18 protein-coding genes are annotated in these 22,020 nt (G+C 39.8%); 12 read left to right on the forward strand and 6 right to left on the reverse strand.

Annotated features, from left to right (window positions below; translation table 11 throughout):
• Positions 1 to 202 precede the first annotated feature (202 nt).
• Positions 203 to 1,540, forward strand: a complete 1,338-nt coding sequence (locus tag I6F54_RS15490) for an ankyrin repeat domain-containing protein (protein ID WP_165728196.1) — start codon at positions 203 to 205, stop codon at positions 1,538 to 1,540.
• A gap of 82 nt (positions 1,541 to 1,622) precedes the next feature.
• On the opposite strand, the gene I6F54_RS15495 is transcribed toward I6F54_RS15490, so the two are convergent.
• The 5 genes from I6F54_RS15495 to I6F54_RS15515 are packed head-to-tail and all read right to left on the reverse strand — an operon-like array spanning position 1,623 to position 5,142.
• Entirely contained in the window at positions 1,623 to 2,066 is a 444-nt protein-coding gene (locus tag I6F54_RS15495) for a DUF2069 domain-containing protein (protein ID WP_024608624.1), read from the reverse strand.
• Positions 2,063 to 2,617 carry an NAD(P)H:quinone oxidoreductase gene (wrbA, locus tag I6F54_RS15500; protein WP_165728198.1) on the reverse strand — a complete coding sequence of 185 codons (555 nt, stop codon included), beginning with the start codon at positions 2,615 to 2,617 and terminating at the stop codon, positions 2,063 to 2,065. The genes I6F54_RS15495 and wrbA overlap by 4 nt, the downstream gene beginning before the upstream one ends.
• On the reverse strand, positions 2,617 to 2,964 hold the full coding sequence (gene arsC / locus I6F54_RS15505; protein WP_165728199.1) for an arsenate reductase (glutaredoxin): 348 nt from the start codon (positions 2,962 to 2,964) through the stop codon (positions 2,617 to 2,619). Before arsC ends, wrbA begins: the two co-directional genes overlap by 1 nt.
• 53 nt (positions 2,965 to 3,017) lie before the next feature.
• Complete coding sequence (locus I6F54_RS15510; protein WP_165728200.1) at positions 3,018 to 4,475, reverse strand: M48 family metalloprotease; 1,458 nt, start codon at positions 4,473 to 4,475, stop codon at positions 3,018 to 3,020.
• Position 4,476: 1 nt separating this feature from the next.
• The gene (locus tag I6F54_RS15515) at positions 4,477 to 5,142 is read right to left on the reverse strand and encodes a hypothetical protein (protein WP_165728201.1); all 666 of its coding nucleotides are present in this window, start codon (positions 5,140 to 5,142) and stop codon (positions 4,477 to 4,479) included.
• 146 nt (positions 5,143 to 5,288) lie between these two features.
• Between I6F54_RS15515 and I6F54_RS15520 the strand changes: the two genes are divergently transcribed.
• The 11 genes from I6F54_RS15520 (at position 5,289) to I6F54_RS15570 (ending at position 20,799) form a co-directional block, all read left to right on the forward strand.
• A complete protein-coding gene (locus tag I6F54_RS15520; RefSeq protein ID WP_165741202.1) occupies positions 5,289 to 5,507 on the forward strand; it encodes a hypothetical protein in 219 nt (72 codons plus the stop codon).
• On the forward strand, positions 5,500 to 6,576 hold the full coding sequence (locus I6F54_RS15525; RefSeq protein WP_165728202.1) for an AI-2E family transporter: 1,077 nt from the start codon (positions 5,500 to 5,502) through the stop codon (positions 6,574 to 6,576). The genes I6F54_RS15520 and I6F54_RS15525 overlap by 8 nt, the downstream gene beginning before the upstream one ends.
• A 135-nt stretch (positions 6,577 to 6,711) precedes the next feature.
• Positions 6,712 to 8,967: an aminotransferase class V-fold PLP-dependent enzyme gene (locus tag I6F54_RS15530; protein ID WP_197142193.1), complete on the forward strand. Its 2,256-nt coding sequence runs from the start codon at positions 6,712 to 6,714 to the stop codon at positions 8,965 to 8,967.
• Between the two features lie 445 nt (positions 8,968 to 9,412).
• The gene (gene pgi, locus I6F54_RS15535; protein ID WP_197142194.1) at positions 9,413 to 11,059 is read left to right on the forward strand and encodes a glucose-6-phosphate isomerase; all 1,647 of its coding nucleotides are present in this window, start codon (positions 9,413 to 9,415) and stop codon (positions 11,057 to 11,059) included.
• Between the two features lie 269 nt (positions 11,060 to 11,328).
• The gene (zwf, locus tag I6F54_RS15540; protein WP_101163306.1) at positions 11,329 to 12,801 is read left to right on the forward strand and encodes a glucose-6-phosphate dehydrogenase; all 1,473 of its coding nucleotides are present in this window, start codon (positions 11,329 to 11,331) and stop codon (positions 12,799 to 12,801) included.
• Between the two features lie 2 nt (positions 12,802 to 12,803).
• Entirely contained in the window at positions 12,804 to 13,514 is a 711-nt protein-coding gene (gene pgl / locus I6F54_RS15545) for a 6-phosphogluconolactonase (RefSeq protein ID WP_197142195.1), read from the forward strand.
• A gap of 336 nt (positions 13,515 to 13,850) precedes the next feature.
• On the forward strand, positions 13,851 to 14,555 hold the full coding sequence (locus I6F54_RS15550; protein ID WP_002961447.1) for a SapC family protein: 705 nt from the start codon (positions 13,851 to 13,853) through the stop codon (positions 14,553 to 14,555).
• A gap of 290 nt (positions 14,556 to 14,845) precedes the next feature.
• A complete protein-coding gene (locus I6F54_RS15555) occupies positions 14,846 to 15,877 on the forward strand; it encodes an isoaspartyl peptidase/L-asparaginase family protein (protein WP_010555079.1) in 1,032 nt (343 codons plus the stop codon).
• 272 nt (positions 15,878 to 16,149) lie between these two features.
• Positions 16,150 to 20,037 carry an ATP-dependent RNA helicase HrpA gene (gene hrpA, locus I6F54_RS15560; protein ID WP_197142197.1) on the forward strand — a complete coding sequence of 1,296 codons (3,888 nt, stop codon included), beginning with the start codon at positions 16,150 to 16,152 and terminating at the stop codon, positions 20,035 to 20,037.
• Between the two features lie 75 nt (positions 20,038 to 20,112).
• A complete protein-coding gene (locus tag I6F54_RS15565; protein WP_007581064.1) occupies positions 20,113 to 20,493 on the forward strand; it encodes a response regulator in 381 nt (126 codons plus the stop codon).
• 9 nt (positions 20,494 to 20,502) lie between these two features.
• The gene (locus tag I6F54_RS15570) at positions 20,503 to 20,799 is read left to right on the forward strand and encodes a PilZ domain-containing protein (protein WP_007581065.1); all 297 of its coding nucleotides are present in this window, start codon (positions 20,503 to 20,505) and stop codon (positions 20,797 to 20,799) included.
• 30 nt (positions 20,800 to 20,829) lie between these two features.
• On the opposite strand, the gene I6F54_RS15575 is transcribed toward I6F54_RS15570, so the two are convergent.
• Positions 20,830 to 22,020, reverse strand: a complete 1,191-nt coding sequence (locus I6F54_RS15575) for a class I SAM-dependent methyltransferase (protein ID WP_197142199.1) — start codon at positions 22,018 to 22,020, stop codon at positions 20,830 to 20,832.

Genomic DNA, 22,020 nt, shown 5'->3' on the forward strand with positions numbered 1-22,020 from the left:
ACTCCAACCTCAAAAACGGCCAATTACTTATGTACTTGGCCGTTTTTATATTTGTAAGTAAAGGATTGTTGTTATTGCGTAATTTTGCGCTAGCAGCAAAACAAAGGTGTGCTAGAATATCGACACTTTGATTAAGCGTGGTGTCAGCTAAAAACTGATATAACTTACCACCCCCAAGCCACACTGGAGTTGTGTTGTTTTAATGGAAAATGTACTGATTTGGCCAAAGGAATACCCATTACTTATTAAAGGACTGGTAGAACAAAACGGTGCCTTTATTTTAGATGCTTTGGAAGCTTGGCCTGCTTGTCGTTCTACAAATGAAGACGATGGTGTATGCACCACCGTGTTACCGCCTATTTATTATTTGGCATGGCTAACCCCGCTAGAACCATTTGAAGAATGTTACTTTCAACATATCTCTGAATATGACGAAGACGCACAAGCGTATATTAGTGCGGTTAAAAGCCATTACTACGATAATGAATACACCCCTGAAAGCTTAGTGCTTATGCTATGCCAACGCCTTGAAAAATACGCAAGTGTGGCTGCGCAAAACACCATAGATACGCCACTGTCTTTAGTTGATTTGTTTTTTAGTAAGCGCTATTTCACGTTAATTGAGCATGCGCTAAATAATAACAGTAAGCTTTCGGCAAAGGATACATTAGCGCTTTGGAAAGAAGTTGATTTTAGAGAGCGTTTAAGTGCGTTTATTCCAGAGTCTATTGCTGATTTAGATACTCTTTCTGAACTTGCCAGCGAAAAAGTAGCAGCGGGTAAAGATTATTTTACGTTGCTTACACAGGTTTCTCCTGATGTTGACTCTGTTGTACTGCTAGAAAAAGCATTATTAACGCACCTGCGTAAAAAAACAGCCAAGCAAACAATGGCAATGCGCTTTATTGAGCAAGGCGCTACAGGTGTTCTTGCTGATGAAAACAATAAAACAGCTTTTATGTGGGCCGCCGAAAAAGGCTTTGTAAATGTGGTTGAAACGCTACTTGCAAAGCAAGACAAAAAAGCGGTTGATAATTTAGGTAATACAGCACTTCATTATGCTGTATTTGCTAAAAATGAATCACTTATGGTACTGCTAATTAAAGCCGGATACGACTTTAGAGCGCGCAATAAAGAAGGTTTAAGCTGTTACCGTTTAGCGGTAAGTATAAAAGCCAATAACTTAGTTAAATGCTTAGAACGTGACTTTGGTATTAAAGAGCTTTCGCCAGAAGGGCAGTTTGATCGCATTAAAAAAGTACATGTGCTGCACGCTATCGTCACTATACTGCTGCCTTTACAGTTGTTCTTCTTTTTTGATGAAACACTCTCTATTAAAAGTGAGCTGACGCTGGGTTTAACTATGGCGGCGGTGATTTGTTTTTTCTTTGCAACCACTTTAAAACGTTGCGCGTTATATCCGCATATTAAACACCCTTGGGGTTTATTTGTGCTTAGGGGCTTTTCGTTTATTAGCTTAGTGGCTCAAATAGGGTTAGCGAGCATTGTGGTGCTAGCTGCCTTAAGTGATTTAGTTTAGTCACTTTTAAACAGCTAATAAAAAACGCGCTTAAAGCAATTTAAGCGCGTTTTTTGTATTTATAACCGTTTATGGTTAAGCCTTATTTACCGTGCTCATTTGCTGCTTTTTCTTCAGCTAGTTCTTCTTTAAGCTTACGGATTTTTAACCCCTGCTCTTGTCCGCGATGCCTTGCATAATACGTACAGCCAATAAACATTGAAGAGGCAAACACAAGCTCTAGCAATACCCAAATTAACTCATCTGGCGCTGCCCACAGCATGGTAAGCCCGTGAATAAAATACAGCATTACAACAAAGTTAGCCCACGCATAAGTGTATGTACTGTCTTTAATTATGCCTCTTAACGGCAGTAGTAACGGAATAATAGGCAAAAATAAAGACACTAAACTCGCATTACCATTTAGAGGTGGCACAAAATACATCCACAGTGGAATAAGAACAAGTAAACCTACATAGCCAAATAGTGCGGCACGCTGAAACTTTACTGTAATCGGCTTTTTAGCTGGGTTGTCAGCGGTATTCATTTAAGTTTTCTCGCAATGTGAGTAAGGCGTTTACCAACGCTTTGGCATATTTTAATTTCGTCTTTGCTTAGCTGTGCACTATTAGCGCTGCCAGCAACGTGTGTTGCACCGTATGGTGTTCCACCTGTTTGTGTTGCAAGTAGTTCGGGTACATCGTACGGCACGCCCAGTAGCATCATACCGTGGTGTAATAGTGGCAGAGATAAGTTAAGTAAGGTTGCTTCATTACCACCATGCATACTGCTTGATGACGAAAACACACACGCTGGCTTATCTATTAGCTGACCTTTTAACCATAAGTCGCTGGTAGTTTCCCAAAAGCTTTTAGCTTGAGAGGCCATCATGCCAAATCGCGTTGGCGTACCAAATGCTAAACCATCACAATTTATTAAATCATCTTTGGTTATTACAATGTCGTGCGGATTTTTAGCTACAAAAGTACGCAGCAGGGCAGTTGCGCCTTGTTGCTCAATTGATTCTGCTATTTCGTGAGCCATTGCTTCAACTGAGCCATGGCTTGAGTGGTAAAGTACCACAATGGTTTCGCTCATTATAAAACGCTTAGTACGTTTTCAGGCGGACGACCAATAGCTGCTTTATTGTTATTAACAACAATAGGGCGTTCAATTAGCTTTGGATTTTGTACCATGGCGTCTATTAATGCTGACTCACTGCTTTCATCTTTCAAATTAAGTTCTTTGTAAGCATCTTCTTTAGTGCGCATTAGTTCGCGTACTGATGAAAAACCAAGCTGACTTACAAGCATTGAAATTTGCTCGTGAGTAAGAGGCGTTTTTAAATACTCTACAATATTTGGCTCTACCGCTTTACTTTGCAGTAGCGCCAGCGTTTCGCGCGATTTAGAGCAGCGAGGGTTGTGGTAAATAGTAACAGACATAAAATGATTCCAAAGTGTGAATTGCGTCTATTTTAGGGTAAGCGCTTGCAGACTTAAAGCCTCGCTAGCTCTTTTTGTAAAAGTCGATACTGAGTAAGCAGTGCTTTTAAACGCTGTTGTTTTACAAGTTCTGTTGATTCTACGAAATTAAGCGCTTTTTGGATTTCATCAGCGGCTTTTAAGTAAGCACCATATTGCGCTAATACATCAGCGTTAGCTTCGTGGTAAGAGGCTAATTTATCTTGTTTTTTATACGCGTCAGCAAGGAGTTGTTTACCTAAGTTGTGATCTGGCTTTTCAAGCAAAAAACTCTTTAAAATGTTTTCGGCAAGTTCATATTGCTCAGCTTCAAGTGCTGAGTTGGCATAGTTAAGTGTAATTACCTGATTATTAGGGCGATACTGATTTAAATCCGCTAAAAATTTAACGGCTTCATCTGCCTTTTTTTGTGCGATGAGTAAATCGGTATGAGTGTCTATATAGAATAGGTTTTTAGGATCGTTTTTTAAAAGCTCATCTAACATTGGCGCTGCTTCATCAAGCTTTTTTTGATCAAGCAAACTAATAGCTAAACCGTATTTTAATGCTGTATTGTTGTAGGTGTTTTCGCGAAGGAGCTTTCTAAATAGGTCTTCCGCTTTTTCTGGTTTGTTGTAATAACGTGCCAGTACGCGACTTTTTGCTAAACTAAACTCAAGGCTCGCGTTTATATGGCGTTGAGGATACTGCTCTGCCCGCAAGCGTACGTCTGATACGCGGCTCTCTGGTAATGGGTGAGTAAGCAAAAACGCAGGTGGCTTGTATTTATAGCGAATTTGCGCTGCAAGTTTAGTTAAAAATTCGCTCGATGCACGTGCATCAAAACCCGCATTATTAAGAGTTTGCATACCTATACGGTCGGCTTCTTGCTCGGCTGAGCGGCTATGCGTTAACTGACTAAAAGCAGACTGCGTTTGGCTCGCTGATATAATGGCAATGCCGGCGTCGGGTGCAACAACTGTTGCCAGTATACCGGCAATCATACCGGCAATGGTCAGCGCGCTGTTATCCTGTTGTTGTTGAATTCTACGTGCTAAGTGGCGCTGTGTTACGTGAGCAATTTCGTGGCCAAGTACAGAGGCAAACTGGCTCTCGTTATCGGCTTGTGCTATTAACCCTGTGTGCACACCTACATGCCCGCCGTAAAAGGCGAAGGCGTTTATTTCTGAGTTGTTTATCCAAAAAAACGAAAACGGAAAGCGCACATCGTTAGCATTAGCCACCAATTTACGGCCAATAGTGGTCAGGTATTCATCCAATACAGGGTCGTTTATAACGGGCGATGAACCGCGTATTTGCATCATCATTACTTCGCCAATAGCTTTTTCTTTTTCAAGTGGCAGCGCTTGTAATGCAGATGTTCCTAAATCAGGAAGAGTAAAGTTAGTTTGCGCTTTTAAAGGTTCGCTTACTAATAAGCTGAACGTAAGCGCGGCACTGCATAAAGTGATAAATGCTGATTTTAGCTGCATTTTATTCCTTGTTAATTGGTTCGCCAATTGCAATTTTGGCTATGTCTATTTCGTCACTGCTTGCACGGCTGTCTTTTTCGCACAATTGGTATAGTTCTTTTATTGTGACTCCATCAAGCTTTACAACGTTCAATTCTCGCTGCAAAAAAGTAATAATTTTATGTACTACTTTATGTGCATGTAAAATAATGGCTTTATCTGCTTTGTCGCCTCGTTCAAAATAAAAGCCAATAAACTTATGTAATTGATTTATTCTGATTAGATTTTTCATTGAATGCGGATCCCACACTCTAAATTCCATAAAGCGATTATCTTTTACGTATTGGTCAACAATAACATCTTTAGCATAAGGCTGTGCCCATAACTCAAAGCCTCTGTCGGTAAATACTTGGTGCAGCGCTATACGTGGCTTATGTTTAGTATGTATTACACCAAAGCTGTCTTCATGGCCTTCTAATAAATCTAAGTTCCAATTGCGTTTATCTATAAGTTGTTTAACTGCATTGTCGAATCCATGATCTAAAATTCCTTCTGATTCGCTTATTGATGAGGCAACAAGGTGATAAAAAGGAGGAAGTTCGCCCCAATTAATTTGCTTTTTAAACCAATTAATCTCTTTGAGTGTTGGATTACTGGGTAGTTGCGCTTTATTATGCGTTCCAGGCATTAACTTATCCTTACTGCTAGTTATGCTATAAGGATAAACTATTGCAGGTGTTGTTTTAAGAAAAAGTTACAACGGTTCACGTTTTATAAATACGTAGACCGACAATATGCGACTTATTATTCATTTACTATACGGATAAAGTAGTTATGGTGGAGCGCGATTTAAAAGAGTTTGAGTGTCCTCAGCAATTTGTGCAGTTTAAACTTGCGCTACGAAGTGCACAGTCATCAAAACATCGCATCACCTTTAGTCTTAATAAAGGTGAAAGTGCGAACGATATTGAACGTTTTTTGCAAAAAAATGCTTATAGTTACAATTTTGATAAACAACGTGGGTTGTTATTAGTGGAGCCATTACATGTTTGAATACGTAAAAACATGGTACGAAAGGAAGTTCTCGGATCCTCATTCGTCTACCTTATTATTTTTATTATTGGCCTCTGTGGCCTTACTTTACTTTTTTGGCTCGTTAATTGTTCCTGTGCTTGTAGCATTGGTTATTGCTTATTTACTTGATTGGCCGGTTATTCATTTAGAGCGCGTTGGCTTAAAACGTTTTACTGCAACGATTATTGTAATGTTGATATTTATTAGCATTATGCTCACCCTTATTTTGGTTATTGGCCCCGTACTTTGGAAGCAAACCAGTAACTTAGTGCAAGAAACCCCGCATATGTTAGAGCAAGGGAAGTCTTATTTAATGGCTTTACCTGAACAATACCCAAGTTTAATTAACATAGATCAAGTACAAGCTATTGTTGCAACGGTAGAAGCTAAAATCATTGAGTTTGGTCAAACTGTATTGTCGTTTTCACTTACGTCATTAAAAGATGTTGTTGCATGGCTTATATATTTAGTACTTGTGCCGTTACTGGTGTTTTTTATGCTTAAAGATAAGCTGGAGCTAACGGGGAGTATTGCTAAACTGATCCCGCAGCAACGACGCTTAATTTTGCAAGTGTGGCACGAAATGAATCAACAAATTATGAATTACATTCGCGGTAAAGTGTTTGAAATTTTAATTGTTGGTGGTGTGTCTTTTATTGCATTTACTGTTTTAGATTTACGCTACGCCGCATTACTTGGTGTGCTTGTTGGCTTGTCGGTATTAATTCCATTTATTGGCGCGGCACTCGTCACTATTCCGGTAGCGGCAGTTGCGCTGTTTCAGTTTGGATTAGAAACACAGTTTTGGACCATTTTAATTATTTACGGAATTATTCAGGCGCTTGATGGCAACGTGCTTGTGCCACTGCTGTTTTCTGAGGCGGTTGATTTAAATCCGGTATTTATAATTGTCGCGGTATTATTTTTTGGTGGCTTGTGGGGATTTTGGGGCGTATTTTTTGCCATCCCGTTGGCTTCATTAGTAAAAGCGCTAATAACAGCTTGGTCGTCAACGCATGAAGAGATAAGTAAAGAGGCCAGTGAATAATTAAGTAAACAGACTTTTAGTCTAAAAAAGAATAGTAAACGCACCTCTAGTGCTAATTGATTATTACTCATTACCTGTAAATTTATGTACTATTGGTAATAAGATATATTTTTTAGTAATAAGGTGCGTTTTTTAATGTCTGAGTTTTTATTGCACGATGAGCCAGTAAAACAAGTTTACCTTGATGCAAACGCAACGACCCCTGTGTTGCCTTGTATTGCTGATGTTGTTTCTCATACCATGCAAATATGTTTTGGTAATCCTTCAAGTCCGCACATTACAGGTATACAAGCCAAGCATTTATTAGAACAAACACGTCAAAAAGCACACACGGTTATTGGCGCAAGTAATGGCGATATTTTATTTACCTCTGGCGCCACAGAAGGCATTCAAACTGCGGTGGTTTCTACGCTAATTGATGCTAAAAAACACCCGATTAAAAACCCTGTATTGTTATATGGTGCAACTGAGCATAAAGCGGTGCCAAATACACTTAAACACTGGAATAGCGTACTTGACGTTAATGCTGAGGTGCTTGCTATTCCGGTTGATAGTAACGGTATTTTAGATTTAGATTTTATAGCTAAACATATCGATAACGCTTTGATGATTTGCACCATGGCCGTTAATAACGAAACCGGTGTATATCAAGATTTACCCGCTATTGAGCAGGTAATTCGTAGCCGTAATAAAAATGTATCGTGGATGGTGGATTGCGTGCAGGCGCTCGGTAAACAAGCGCTCGCGCTGAGTGATACAACAATAGACTACGCACCTTTTTCGGGGCATAAGCTTTATGCACCTAAAGGTATTGGTTTTTTATATATTCGTAGTGGCAGTGCGTACACACCTTTTATAGCGGGTGGCGGTCAAGAAAGTGGAATGCGCTCAGGCACCGAAAATCTACCCGGTATTGCAGGGTTAAATAAGCTATTTAGTATGTTGCTTGATAAATCAGACGATACATTTAAACCAATTAGCATACTTAACTCTTATCGAAGCCAGTTACAAAGCGCGATAAAAGACACCTTTGGCGATATTACATTCAATCATGATTTTGCTTATAGCGTGCCTACCACACTTAACTTTGCTGTTAACGATTTAACGAGCAAAGAAGTGATTGATTTATTTGACGCTGCGGGCATTCGTGTAAGTGGAGGCTCGGCTTGTAGTACAGGCGCATCAACAAGTTTTGTTTTAGATGCAATGGGTGCAAGTAAGTGGCAAAGCGAAAACGCGATTAGGCTATCGTTTGGACCTGCTGCAACACAACACGATATTGATGATGCTTGTGTGCGTATTTGCGCTCTTAAAGCAATACTACAGGCAAACTGTTTAATCGTATCTGACAGCACCACACCACAACAAGAAGTATGCGCACTGGGCCTTACTCAATTTAGGCACCAAGGTGCATGTAGTTGGCTTTATGTGAGCGATGATAAACACGCTGTAATTATCGATCCTATTATTGAGCTTATTCCGCGCTTTGAAAAAATAGCTAATACACAAAACTTAACTATATCGGCGGTGCTTAATACTCATCTGCATCAAGAGCGAGAGTCAGCGACTAATTTACTAACCAGCGTTCTTGACTCAAGAGTTATAAAAGGTGAGGTTGATTCGCTAGGTTGGCCGCTAAATACAGCAAGTATTAACTTGGCAAACGACGTACTTGAAAAAGTAGTTACACCTGGGCACAGCAAAGACAGTGTAAGTTATTTATTAAAAAACAGTAATGGCGAAACGCGTTACTGTTTTTGTGGTGATTTAATACTGCCTGCAGGGCTTGGCAATACATCGCTTATAGGTGGGGATGCAAAAGCAATGGCACGCTCTATTTTAGCAATGAGCGAGCAACTTAATAGCACCAGCATTATTTGCTCAGGGCACGATTACCAACAATGTTTTGCTATGAACTGGGCTGTACAACAAAGCCAAACGCCATTACTCAACGCGCTAGTGAACGGCAGTATTTCAGTTGATGAATTTGCAGTGCAAAAGCAGCAGTACGATGCCTCAAAAAAAGTAAATAACACGCAATTGTGTGGTTATGTAAATGCGTTACCTGAGGTTGATACACAGCAACTAAATTTTGATGACGCTAAAGTAATGTTAAACACCAGCGATGCATATTTAATAGATACTCGGGAGCCGTATGAGCATGGAGCAAATAATGTTGCTCAGTTATTTAATACGCTAGATGAAAAAACATTAAATATACCACTTAGCAGAATGGCAAATGCGGTATTTGAAGGGCAGTTAAATAAAGATAATAAATATATTTTATTATGCCGTAGTGGTAACCGCTCAAAAATTGCTGCAACTAACTTAATGCAACTAGGATATAAAACCGTTTATAACCTAAATGGCGGTTTAGCGCTTAGTAATTAAACAACGTTTGTAATTAGTACAAAATCGGCTTTAGGGCCGATTTTTTGTTTTTAAGGTTTATTTGTTCTAAAGATAAGCAAGCCATAGTAATTAGTGAATAATTATAAAAAGTAATTAGCGGGACTTACTATGGCAGGACTTATATAGCGGGACTTACTATGGCAGGACTTGTGAAAATTCATTAATATTTCATTTTTAGGGCTTAATGTTAGCTGGTACCTTTAAAACTGCGGGTAAATTAATTTATAAAATTTTTATGATACCGGTGTCAAAAGCTAAAAATTGCGTTATCATCGGCATCTAAAATTATAAAAACAGCACTTTTTTTGCATTTTTAGTTATACTATTTGCGCTTTAATTTAGTGTAAAAAAGCAATGTTAATATTTTCGCTTTTATAAAAAATATTTTTAAATCAATAGATTGAAAGAATTAGAGGGTATATCCATGTCTAACCGAACGCAACTAGCAAGTTGGCAAGCACTAGAACAAAGTGCAGCTAAGATGAAACAAACACATCTAAAAACGTTATTTGCACAAGATGACACGCGCTTTTCTCAGTTTTCGACTCAAATACCAGGCGTATTATTCGACTATTCTAAGCAACTTATTGATAACGATGTTTTTGCTAACTTAATGTCGCTTGCTAAAGAATGCGATATTGCATCGTGGCGCGATAAAATGTTTAGTGGTGAAAAAATAAATATCACTGAAAATCGCTCAGTACTACATACGGCACTTCGTAATCGTGCTCACACTCCATTAATAGTAGATGGCGAAAACGTAACACAAGCCGTAGACAACGAATTAGCTAAAATTAAAGTGTTTGTAGAAAAAGTTCGTAGCGGTAAATGGCTAGGCTATACCGGTAAAGCGGTAAAAGATGTTGTAAGCATAGGCGTAGGTGGTTCTAACCTTGGTCCACAAATGGCAACCGAGGCGTTAAAAGCACTTGCTGATGATACGTTAAATGTTCATTACGTATCTAATGCTGACGGCGTACAAATTTCGTCTATATTAAAAGCCATTGACCCTGAAACAACATTATTTGTTATTTCGTCAAAAACATTTACTACCTCAGAAACCATGACAAACGCTAAAACAGCAGTTGATTGGTTTTTACAAACAACAAAAGATGAAAGCACAATTGCTAAACATTTTGTTGCGGTAAGTACAAATTTAGAAAAAACGGCAGCCTTTGGTATCAGCGACGAAAACGTATTCACTATGTGGGATTGGGTTGGCGGTCGCTTTTCACTTTGGAGTGCGATAGGCTTACCAATCGCTTTATATTTAGGCTATGACGCCTTTGAAGCCATTTTAGAAGGTGCCTTTGAAGTAGATGAGCACTTTAAGGCCGCGCCGTTTGAACAAAATATACCATTAATTATGGCATTACTTAGCGTATGGAACACAAGCTTTTTGGGCTACACAGCTCAAGCTATATTACCGTACGACCAAGCACTGCATATGTTGCCTGCTTATTTACAGCAAGGCGAAATGGAAAGTAACGGTAAGCACGTTAACTTTGCCGGCGAAACAGTACCTTATACAACAGTTCCAATTATTTGGGGCATGACGGGTATTAATGGTCAGCACGCGTTTTATCAGTGTTTACACCAAGGTAATGTAATTGTGCCTGCAGATTTTATTGCATCAGTTAAACCACAAGTGAATGTTGATAAGCATCACGATATTTTATTATCAAACTTCTTTGCACAAACAGAAGCGATGATGAGTGGTGTGGATGCAGAGCAAGTTACCGCTGATTTAACCGCTAAGGGTAAATCGCAAGCAGAAATTGATGAGCTATTAAATCATAAAATTCATCAAGGCAATCGCCCTACAACATCTATGCTATTAGATACAGTAGATGCTAAAACAGTGGGTCGTTTAATTGCACTGTATGAGCATAAGATATTTTGCCAAGGCATTATTTTAGAAATATGTTCGTTTGATCAATGGGGTGTAGAGCTTGGTAAAGGTTTAGCATCTAAAATTGAAAGTGAACTCACTGATGAAAGCGTTAAACACGCTCATGATAGTTCGACAAACGGCTTAATGGCGTACTATAAGCAAAACCGTACGCAATAAAAAATTCGCTTACGCAAGTAAGTAAACCGAGTACCTTTGAACGGGTAGCGCTGGAGTGCTTAGGGTCTGTATTTTTGTGAGAGGAGATACAGGGCCCCTAAGGCTCATTTAATAAGCGCAATGATAAAAAATAACAATAAATCATCGATACAGAACAATTCAGCAGGCTTTTATTTAAGTACAGTTATAAAAGCCATCTAATCTAGCAATAAATAGGCATACCCGCGCATTTATAAAATGTACTGGGTATCACAACGTAGAGAGTAACTATGCTTAATCCTTTTGATATTATAATTTTTGGGGGCGGTGGTGATCTTGCGTTACGCAAATTGCTACCTGCAATGTACAGAGCATATCAAGAAGGTAACTTACCTGAAGGCTCACGTATTCTACCAACAGTGCGCGAAGAATCTAAACGTGCTGAATACATAGAAACAGCGCATAAAGCATTACAAGAATTTTTAAGCAAAGGCGAGTTTAACGCTAAAGATTGGAAAGCGTTTTCTACTTTTCTAGTGCCAGTGGTAAGTAATGTTACAGAAGCAGATGACAATTGGGATGTGCTAAAAGGCATTTTAGATGAGCACGAAAGCACTAAGTCTCGCGTGTTTTATTTATCGCTTCCACCTGCTGTTTACGGCACATGTTGTGAAATATTATCGACTAAAGGTTTAATTACACCTACATCACGCGTTGTTGTTGAAAAGCCTATTGGTTATTGCGGTGATTCTGCTGAAGCAATTAATGGAAAAATTGCGGAATTTTTTAATGAAGAGCAAATTTTCCGTATTGACCATTACTTAGGTAAAGAAACAGTACAAAACTTGATGGCGCTACGTTTTTCAAACTCATTGTTTGAAAATATGTGGGATGCTAAATCTATTGATAACATCCAAATTAGCTTATCAGAAACTGTTGGTCTTGAAAGCCGTGCTGGTTTTTACGATAAAGCCGGTGCACTTCGTGACATGGTTCAAAACCATTTATTACAACTACTTTGTTTAGTTGCAATGGAGTCGCCTAATAAGCTTAACGCTAACAGTATTCGTAACGAAAAATTAAAAGTATTAGAAGCACTTCGCCCACTAGTAGGTGGTGATGTTGATGAAAATATTGTTCGTGGTCAATACGTACCAGGTGACTTAAACGGTAAAATTGTACCGGGTTACTTAGAAGAGCTAAATGAAGGTTCTAGTAAAACAGAAACGTTTGTAGCTATTCGCGCGCATATTGATAACTGGCGCTGGGCGGGTGTTCCATTTTACCTTCGTACGGGTAAACGTATGGCTAAGCGCTGTGCAGAAATTGTGGTTGAATACAAAAAAGTATCTCACAATATCTACGAAGATAACGTGGGTAATATCGAGCCAAATCGTCTTGTTATTCGTTTGCAGCCAGAGGAAACAATTCAACTAACGCTTATGTCTAAGCGTCTTGATAACCTTCAAATGCAACTTGAACCAGTAACAATGAATATTGAGCTTTCACAAGCTTACAGCAATGGTTTTCACTCAGATGCGTACAAGCGTCTAATGCTTGATGCCGCTGCAAATAACCCATCATTATTTATTCACCGTGATGAAGTTCGTCAAGCGTGGAAATGGATTGATCCAATCATTGACCGTTGGCAAGACAAAGGCAAGCCTGCACTTTACCGTGCTGGTAGCTGGGGTCCTGAGGATGCTGATGAACTATTGGCAGAAAAGAGCCACGTATGGTTTAACACAGGCGATAAGGTATAAGCATGGCAACGATAGTTGAAAAGTTTTTTGACGATAAAGACGCGCTAACAGCTGAGCTTTCTGCAACGCTTGAGCAATCACTACGTGATGGTATTAAAAACGATGGCCGTGCTGTATTAATGGTGTCGGGTGGCTCGTCACCAGCGCCCGCTTATAAGCATTTATCAACGCTTGATTTAGATTGGCAACATGTTGATGTTGCTATGGTTGATGAACGCTGGGTAGACCCAAGCCATGAAAAAAGTAACGAAGCGTTTATTAAAAGCACGTTATTACAAAATTTTGGCAGTGCTGCAAACTTTATAACCATGAAAAACGATGCTGCAACCGCGCAGCAAGGCAGTGAAGTGTGTGAAGCCGCTTACAGTGCTTTAAAAGCGCCATACGATGTAACTATTCTAGGCATGGGCCCAGATGGTCATACAGCGTCGTTATTCCCAAATGCAGACGGTTTAGAGCACGGTTTAACAACTGAGCAAACAGTATGTGCAATTAATGCGATACAAAGTGATGTGACGGGTAGTATTACTGAGCGAATGACCTTAACGCTAAATGCCATTGCGCAATCTAAAGTGGTTAAGCTTTTAATTAGCGGTGAAGAAAAACTCGCTGTTTATAAGCAAGCAAAAGCGGGCGGCGATGTTCATGACATGCCACTTCGCGCTGTGCTTAATCACCCAAGTATAAATATTGAAGTATATTGGGCGCCTTAATTTAGGTGCTAATTTAACTTTTAAAGGCCGCTTATATAAGCGGCCTTTTTTATTTGCTCAAATTTAAGCCTAAACACCGCAAAAAAACAGTCCTTAACTGTTAACCAATGTTAATGAATAACTTTGGTTTGTATTAAAATCAACCATGAAGTGTGTTGTTTTTGAACAGAATTTATGAGTTTGAGCTGTATGTTTTTTAGCAACGCTCAGATTTGGTTAGATTTTATTTTTTCATGGTCGCTGTCATAAAAGTTTCCCTTCCTTTTTTAGCTCAAAAGCATTAGCCTAAAGGTATTAACAATGAAACATATAAATTAAAATAAACGGAGCAGTAACATGGCGGAGCAACAAGTACAGCCTTTACACAACGAAAAGCATGCCAACACTAAAATTCAAAACGGCATCAATGTAGAATTCATGAAAACTCAACATTTAGTGCCAGTAGTTGCACATGAGTTTGCACGCGTAGCAAACGAGTTTCCAATGTCATTCGTTAAAAACAACGAAAGCGGCACTTTTCAAGCTGTTGCTATGTTTGGCTTAGAGCCAGGCGAAAACCTTTTTGTAGAAGATGGTAAATGGACTGCAGCATTTGCACCTATGGCATCTACTCGTTACCCACTGGGCTTAGTTAAACACCCAGATCAAGATCAATACGGTATCGTAATTGACGAAGCAAGTGCGCTTGTTGGTGAAGACGAAGGTAATGCATTATTTGAAAACGGCGAAGAAACAGATTACCTAAAACGTCGTAAAGAAGCGCTTGTATCTTTTATTGAGTTTTCTCAAGTAACTGAAGCGTTCACTAAATTCCTTGCTGATAAAGAGCTACTAATTGCGCAAACGCTAACAGTAGACATTAAAGGCGAGAAAAAAGACATCAACGGTATTTACCTTATCGATGAGAAAAAGCTAAACGAGTTAAGCGATGCTGATTTCTTAGAGCTTCGTAAACGTGGTTACTTAGCACCAATTTATTCTTTCTTAACGTCTACTCATCAAGTAGCACGTTTAGCGCGTTTAAAAGCTAAACAAGCTTAATTATACCAATTGCATTAAATTAGTGATCTATTATAGCGATAAGAAAATAGCTCAATAACAAGGCTAAAATTATGATACATAGTTGTTCTATATAAATAATTTTCAACGTAGTTAGTGAGCTATTTAATACGCTAGAATGATCATGTTTTTAATAAAATTGGTATTACAAACACGTAAAATTTTAAAAAGCGCCTTAAGGCGCTTTTTTTATGCCATTAAACTCACTTTAGTTGAAATTAAGCCCGCAACCATTCACATTAGTTTATAACTTTCCCATAAAAGAACTCATTATGAAAACACCCTTATTAGCAATTTTTGCGAGCAGCCTTTTTGCTTTAAGTAATAGCGTATTCGCTGCAGAGACTCCTTTTGCCATTGCGATTCATGGTGGGGCAGGGACAATAGAAAAAGCACGATTTACACCCGCCCAAGAAAAGCAGTACCGCGCTAAATTAACAGAGGCTGTAGAGACAGGTTATAAAGTATTGCACCAAGGCGGTGAAAGCTTAGATGCGGTGACTGCAGCCATTACAGTATTAGAGCAATCGCCTTATTTTAATGCAGGGCGTGGAGCGGTATACACTTACGATGGCGGGCATGAGCTTGATGCATCCATAATGGATGGTCGAAACCGTGAAGCAGGCGCCGTTGCGGGTGTAAAGCATATTGAGAGCCCGATTAAATTAGCGCGTTTGGTCATGGATAACTCTGTACACGTAATGCTTAGTGGGCAAGGCGCTGAGGAGTTTGCTAAAGAGCAAGGTGTTGAACTTGTCGAAAATAACTTATTTGATACCGAGCCTCGTTACAAAGCGCTTTTAAAAGCAAAACAAAAATTAGATAAAGCCAAAGCAACCAGTAAAGAGTACCAAGCCGCGCACAAAGCATTGCCTAACTCTTACAAAATGGGCACGGTTGGCGCAGTGGCGCTTGATAAAAACGGTAATTTAGCGGCAGGTACATCCACAGGTGGTATGACGGCAAAACGTTATGGCCGTGTAGGTGACGCGCCGGTAATTGGTGCTGGGACATTTGCTGAAAACGAATCGTGCGCAGTATCGGCAACAGGGCACGGTGAATATTTTATTCGCTATAACGTAGCGAGCGATATATGTGCGCGTGTTAAGTATCAAGGTAAAACCATAGCTGAAGCTGGAGATGAAGTTATAAACGGTGTGCTTAAGCCAATTGGTGGCACTGGTGGCGTTATTATTATTGATACTAAGGGGAATATTAGCTTGCCGTTTAATACCTCTGGCATGTATCGGGCAAGTAAATCGAATACGCAAGCGACCTACGTGGGCATTTTTAACGACGAATAAGCCAAAGTAATTTAATTAACCTCAACTCTGGTTAAGAGATTTACTAACATATTGAACCACAATGATATTTTAATTCATTTATTGCTAGCCAGTTATTTTCAGTGCAGTTAGCGCTGAAAATAACTGCTTGAGATAGATTTATTATTCGCAGTTTAGGTGAATCGCAGCGTTTATATAACAAACAACCCCGTGTTATGCATTTTGTAGGATTAACCCCGGCCGTTTAATTTGATACAATTATGGCTCTTTAACTAATTTTGTAAGGTATGCGGGTGGTAAACCTAGGTCAGTTGTTTGGCGAGCTAAAAACGTGCTTGAAAAAAGATCAATTCATTTTCAAAAAACGCTTACATGGCGTAAAAAAAATAACGGATGAAAACAAGCATGCCAACGCGCTTGAAAAAATAGCGGCTGATATAACCCGTAGCCAAGAATTACGCGATAAACGCTTAGCGGGCCTTCCTAAAGTGACTTACCCTGAGCAATTGCCAGTAAGTCAAAAAAAGGAAACAATTAAAGACGCCATTGCAAATAACCAAGTGGTTATTATTGCCGGTGAGACGGGCTCAGGTAAAACAACTCAAATACCTAAAATGTGTTTAGAGCTTGGTCGTGGTGTTGATGGCTTAATAGGCCATACTCAACCACGCCGACTCGCTGCGCGAACGGTGGCTAACCGTATTGCTGAAGAAATGAAGTGCGAACTTGGTCAGCAAGTCGGTTTTAAAATTCGTTTTAGCGATCAGGTTTCTAATAATACGTACGTTAAACTCATGACTGACGGTATTTTACTGGCAGAAATTCAGCAAGATCGATTTTTAAACCAATACGACACCATAATTATAGATGAAGCGCATGAGCGTAGTTTAAACATCGACTTTATTTTAGGTTACTTAAAAAACCTACTTCCAAAACGTCCCGATTTAAAAATAATAATTACGTCTGCAACCATCGATCCTGAGCGCTTTTCAAAGCATTTTAATGATGCGCCCATTATAGAAGTATCGGGCCGTACTTTCCCTGTTGATGTGCGTTACAACCCAACGGCCGATATTAATAAAGAAGATATGGAAGCCGAGGGCGATCAGCTACAAGGTATTTTTGATGCTGTTGACGAGCTGTGCGCGGAAGGTCCTGGCGACATACTGATATTTTTAAACGGTGAGCGTGAAATACGCGATACCGCTGATGCACTTAGCAAGCGTAATTTAAAACACACTGATGTATTACCACTTTACTCGCGCTTATCTAACGCAGAGCAAAACCGTATATTTGCGCCACATTCTCGTCGTCATATTATTTTATCGACCAACGTAGCCGAAACGTCACTAACCGTGCCTGGTATTCGTTATGTCATAGATCCAGGTACTGCGCGTATAAGCCGCTACAGTTATCGTACAAAAGTTCAGCGCCTGCCAATAGAACCTATATCGCAAGCAAGTGCTAATCAGCGTATGGGTCGTTGTGGACGTGTTGAAGCGGGTATTTGTATTCGCTTGTACTCTGAGGATGATTTTTTATCGCGCCCAGAGTTTACCGACCCTGAAATACTGCGTACTAATCTTGCCTCAGTTATTTTGCAAATGTTGGCACTCGGGCTTGGTGATATGGCGCAATTTCCGTTTGTGCAAGCACCAGATAGCCGTAATATAAGTGATGGTTTATCGTTATTAGAAGAACTACAAGCAGTAAAACCAGACAAACGTGATAGTAAAACGAGTTTAACCGCTTCAGGTAGAGAACTCAGCCGATTACCGGTAGACCCTCGTTTAGCTAAAATGGTGCTCACAGCTCACAAACTTGGCGCATTGCGTGAAGTGATTGTTATTGTGGCGGCGTTGTCGATTCAAGATCCACGCGAACGCCCGCAAGAAAAACGTGCTGCAGCCAATGAAAAACACGGTCGCTTTGACGACCCAGATTCAGACTTTATCGCTTTTTTGAACTTATGGAATTACTTAGAAGAGCAGCAAAGCGAGCTGACTAACGGCCAGTTTAGAAAGCTGTGTCAAAAAGATTTCCTAGCCTATATGCGCCTGCGTGAGTGGCAAGATATTGTTTATCAAATAAGTACTGTGTGTAACGAAATGGGTATGAAAGCAACCAGCCAAGCGGCTGATGGCGAACTTGTTCATAAAGCGTTATTAAGCGGAATGCTGAGCCATATTGGCTTTAAAGATGAGAAGCAAATATACAAAGGTGCACGTAATAGTCAGTTTCATATTTTTCCGGGTTCAGGTTTATTTAAAAAGAGTCCTAAATGGATCATGTCAGCGGAGCTGGTAGAAACCAGTAAATTATATGCCCGCACAAATGCAAAAATAGACATTAACTGGGTAGAACCATTAGCACAGCATTTAGTAAAACGTAGCTACACAGAGCCACACTGGGAGAAAAAGCCAGGTGCGGTAATCGCGTTTGAGCAGCAAACTTTGTACGGCTTACTTGTTGTAAATAAACGCCGCTGTGTTTATAGCAATATTGACCCTAAAGTGAGCCGAGAGCTTTTTGTACGCACTGCATTAGTTGAGCAAGAGCTGGGCTTAAACGAGGGCTTTTTAGCGTTTAACAGTGAGCTTATTGAAGATATTCAAGTACTGGAAAATAAGTCTCGTCGTCGTGATATTTTAGTTGATGAGCAAACGTTATTTGAGTTTTACGATAAAAAAATACCCAAAGAAATTAATAACCGCGCTGCATTTTTAAAATGGTATAAAACACAAAAACAACAAAATAAACATTACTTACACATGACCCGTGAAGAGCTAATGCAGCATGGTGCAAGTAATATCACTGAGTTTGACTACCCTGACACATGGCAGCAAGACAATATTATATTACCGCTTGCTTATCATTTTGACCCAGGACAAGCGGTTGATGGTGTTGCGGTGCAAATACCGGTAGCACTGTTGAATCAAGTACAAGAGAGTGGTTTTGACTGGCATATACCTGCATTTAGACATGAGCTAATAAGTGGGCTTATAAAGTCATTGCCTAAATCGCTTCGCCGTAATTTTGTGCCAGCACCAAATTATGCAGATGCAGTACTTGCAGCTATTGAGCTAATGCAAGGTAGCTTAATTGATGCTTTAGCTACGCGCTTATTAAGAATGACAGGTGTGAGAGTTGATGCAGAAGCGTGGGATTTAACCGCGCTTGCACCGCATTTACGATTGCAGTTTGAAGTACGTGATGAACACGATAAGTTACTTGCTCGTGGACTTGATTTAGCCAAACTTAAAGCAGAGCTGCAAGGTGAAGTAACCGAAACACTGTCTAAAGTAGCCGATAAAGGCATTGAAAAATCAGACCTAACACAATGGGACTTTGGTGAGCTGCCAGCGTCATATGTTAAAAAACAAGGTCAATACGAAATAAAAGCATACCCTGCGCTGGTGGATAAAAAATCAGCCGCTGCAGTGGAGCTTTTTGATAGTGAAGCAAAAGCGCAGCAAGCGCATCAACAAGGTTTGCGCCGTTTAGTATTGTTAAATGTGCCGTCGCCAATTAAGTACTTACAACAAAACTTACCGAATAAGGCAAAGCTGGGTTTGTACTTTAATCCATTTGGTAAAATAGCTGATTTAATTGATGATTGTATCGCCGCAGGTGTTGATAGCTTATTAGTGAAACACGGCGATATACGCGACGAAAAAGCATTTGAAACAGTAAAAGAGCAAATACGAGGTGAGCTAGGTGATGCCGTTGTATCGATTGCAACGCAAGTTGAGCAAGTATTAAGTATTGCGCACGCACTGCATAAAAAAATGAAAGGGCGCGTTGATTTAACCATGATAACCGCGCATGGCGATATAAAATCACAGCTTGAGTCACTTATATTTAAAGGTTTTGTGAGCGCGCATGGCGCAGATAAAATAACGGATTTAATTCGTTATTTAAAAGCGATTCAAAAACGTTTAGAGAAGCTGCCTGTGGATCCAAATCGTGATAGGTTATGCGTACTAGAGTTGGATAAAGTTGCTCAAGAGTACAAAAAAGTAGTTAATAAAACGCCTAAAGGCTTGCCTATTCCACAAGAAGTAACCGCTATTTTTTGGATGCAACAAGAGCTTAGAGTGTCGCTATTTGCTCAAACACTTGGCACGCCTTACCCAATATCTGCTAAACGGGTACTCAATGCGATAAAAGAGATAGAATAAAACTTGCATTTTCTATTAAGCTTAGTACCTTAATAGGAGGATTTATTTTTGTTTTGAAAAGGAAGTGACATAGTTATGTCCTCATCGATTGAACATAAAACAAAGCGACTTTTAGTGGTAGACGACGAGTATTTTAATTTTGAAATGCTCAAAGCAGCACTCGCGTCGAAATTTGATGTTAGTTATGCAGATTCAGGGCAAAGCTGTCTTGCATCGGCAATTGCGAGTCCGCCAGATATAATTTTGCTTGATGTTTGTATGCCTGGTCTTGATGGTTATGATACATGCCGAATGCTAAAACACACACCTGAAACAAAAAATATTCCTGTTGTTATGGTATCGGGCCTAGAGTCTCCATCTGAAAAACAAGCAGGGTTTGACGCTGGTTGTAACGCATATGTTGTAAAGCCATTTTCAGTGGGTGCTTTGTTGGAAGAAATTAACACGGTTTTTTAGAGGTAACGTATGTTTACTGATGATAAGCGAAATTTTAGACGCATGCAGATCAATACACCTGCAAATTTAACAACGATAGAACCAATAGCGGGTTTAAGTTTTGCCGCAGAGTGCGTGGATTTAAGTGCAACAGGTTTATCAATTCATTTAGATGAATTACTTGAACCTAATACATTACTGACGGTGAACATTGATTCGACTCACCCAAGTATTGCGCCTTTAAATGCAACAGCAAAAGTAATACGTGCCAGCAAAGAAGATGATGGCACGGTAACAGCAGGTCTTGAAATCATTCAGTTTAACTAACTTGAATCCAGTTAAACTCAATAGTAGATATTAAAAAACCTTACAGATTAAGCCTTTTAAGTAAAAGCCTTCAGGGTAGCTGCCAGCAATTGGGTGATCAGCTGCCTGGTTTAATCGCTCCATTATAAGTAGGTCTTTACCTGCATCAAGTGCTGCATCGGCTACTACTTTTTGAAATAAGTTTTGTTCCATTAAACCAGAGCATGAGAACGTTAGTAATGTTCCACCTGGTTTTAGTATTTGCATGGCAATCATATTGATATCTTTATAACCACGACACGCACCGGTTAGCTGCGCTTTATTATCAGCAAACTTTGGTGGGTCCATTACGATGGTATCAAACTGTCTACCTTCGTCGCGGTATTGGCGTAGTAACTTAAATACGTCCTGCTTAACAAAACTTACTTTATTTAAATCTAAGTTATTATGTTCAACATTACGTTTTGCTGTATCTAAAGCGGGTTGAGATACATCTACGTTAGTTACATGCTCACATCCACCACGCAGGGCGTACAACGAAAATGTACCTGTATAACTAAAACAGTTAAGTACCGTTTTACCCTTTGAGAAGCGCTCAAGTGCGGCGCGGCTATCGCGCTGGTCTAAATAAAAGCCCGTTTTATGTCCATCAATTATATCGACTTCAATTTTAAAACCGTTTTCCTCAATAAGTACCGGCTGTGTTGGTTCATTACCCCAAAGAGCGCCTTTTATTGGCTCTAAGCCTTCTTTAGTGCGTACTTCTACGTCTGAGCGCTCGTATATGCTAGAGCCTGGGAAAATAGACATCAACGCGCCAACAATCTCGCCTTTATGACGCTCGGCACCCGCACTTAGTAGCTGACACACTAACACGTTATCAAACTTATCGATTGTAACGCCTGGTAAGTAATCAGACTCCGCAGCACATAATCTAAAGCCTGTGAGCCCGCCTTCTTCAATTACTTGGCTACGTGCTTCTAATGAGCGGCGTAAACGGCGTTCAAAAAAGTTTTGATCGATTACTTCTTTTTCGTCAAAGCTCCAAACACGTGCACGAATTTGTGAGTGAGGGCTGTAAGCAGCAGTTGCTAAATACTTACCTTCGCTATCGTGAATCGTTACTGTGTCGCCTAATCCAGGTTTACCTTTAATTTTTTTGATGGCTTTTGAAAATAACCAAGGGTGTTTTCTTTTTAATGATTTATCGCGACCAGCTTGTAGGTAAACGGCAGATGACAT

This window comes from Pseudoalteromonas sp. SWXJZ10B (assembly GCF_015864475.1).
Classification (GTDB): domain Bacteria; phylum Pseudomonadota; class Gammaproteobacteria; order Enterobacterales; family Alteromonadaceae; genus Pseudoalteromonas; species Pseudoalteromonas arctica.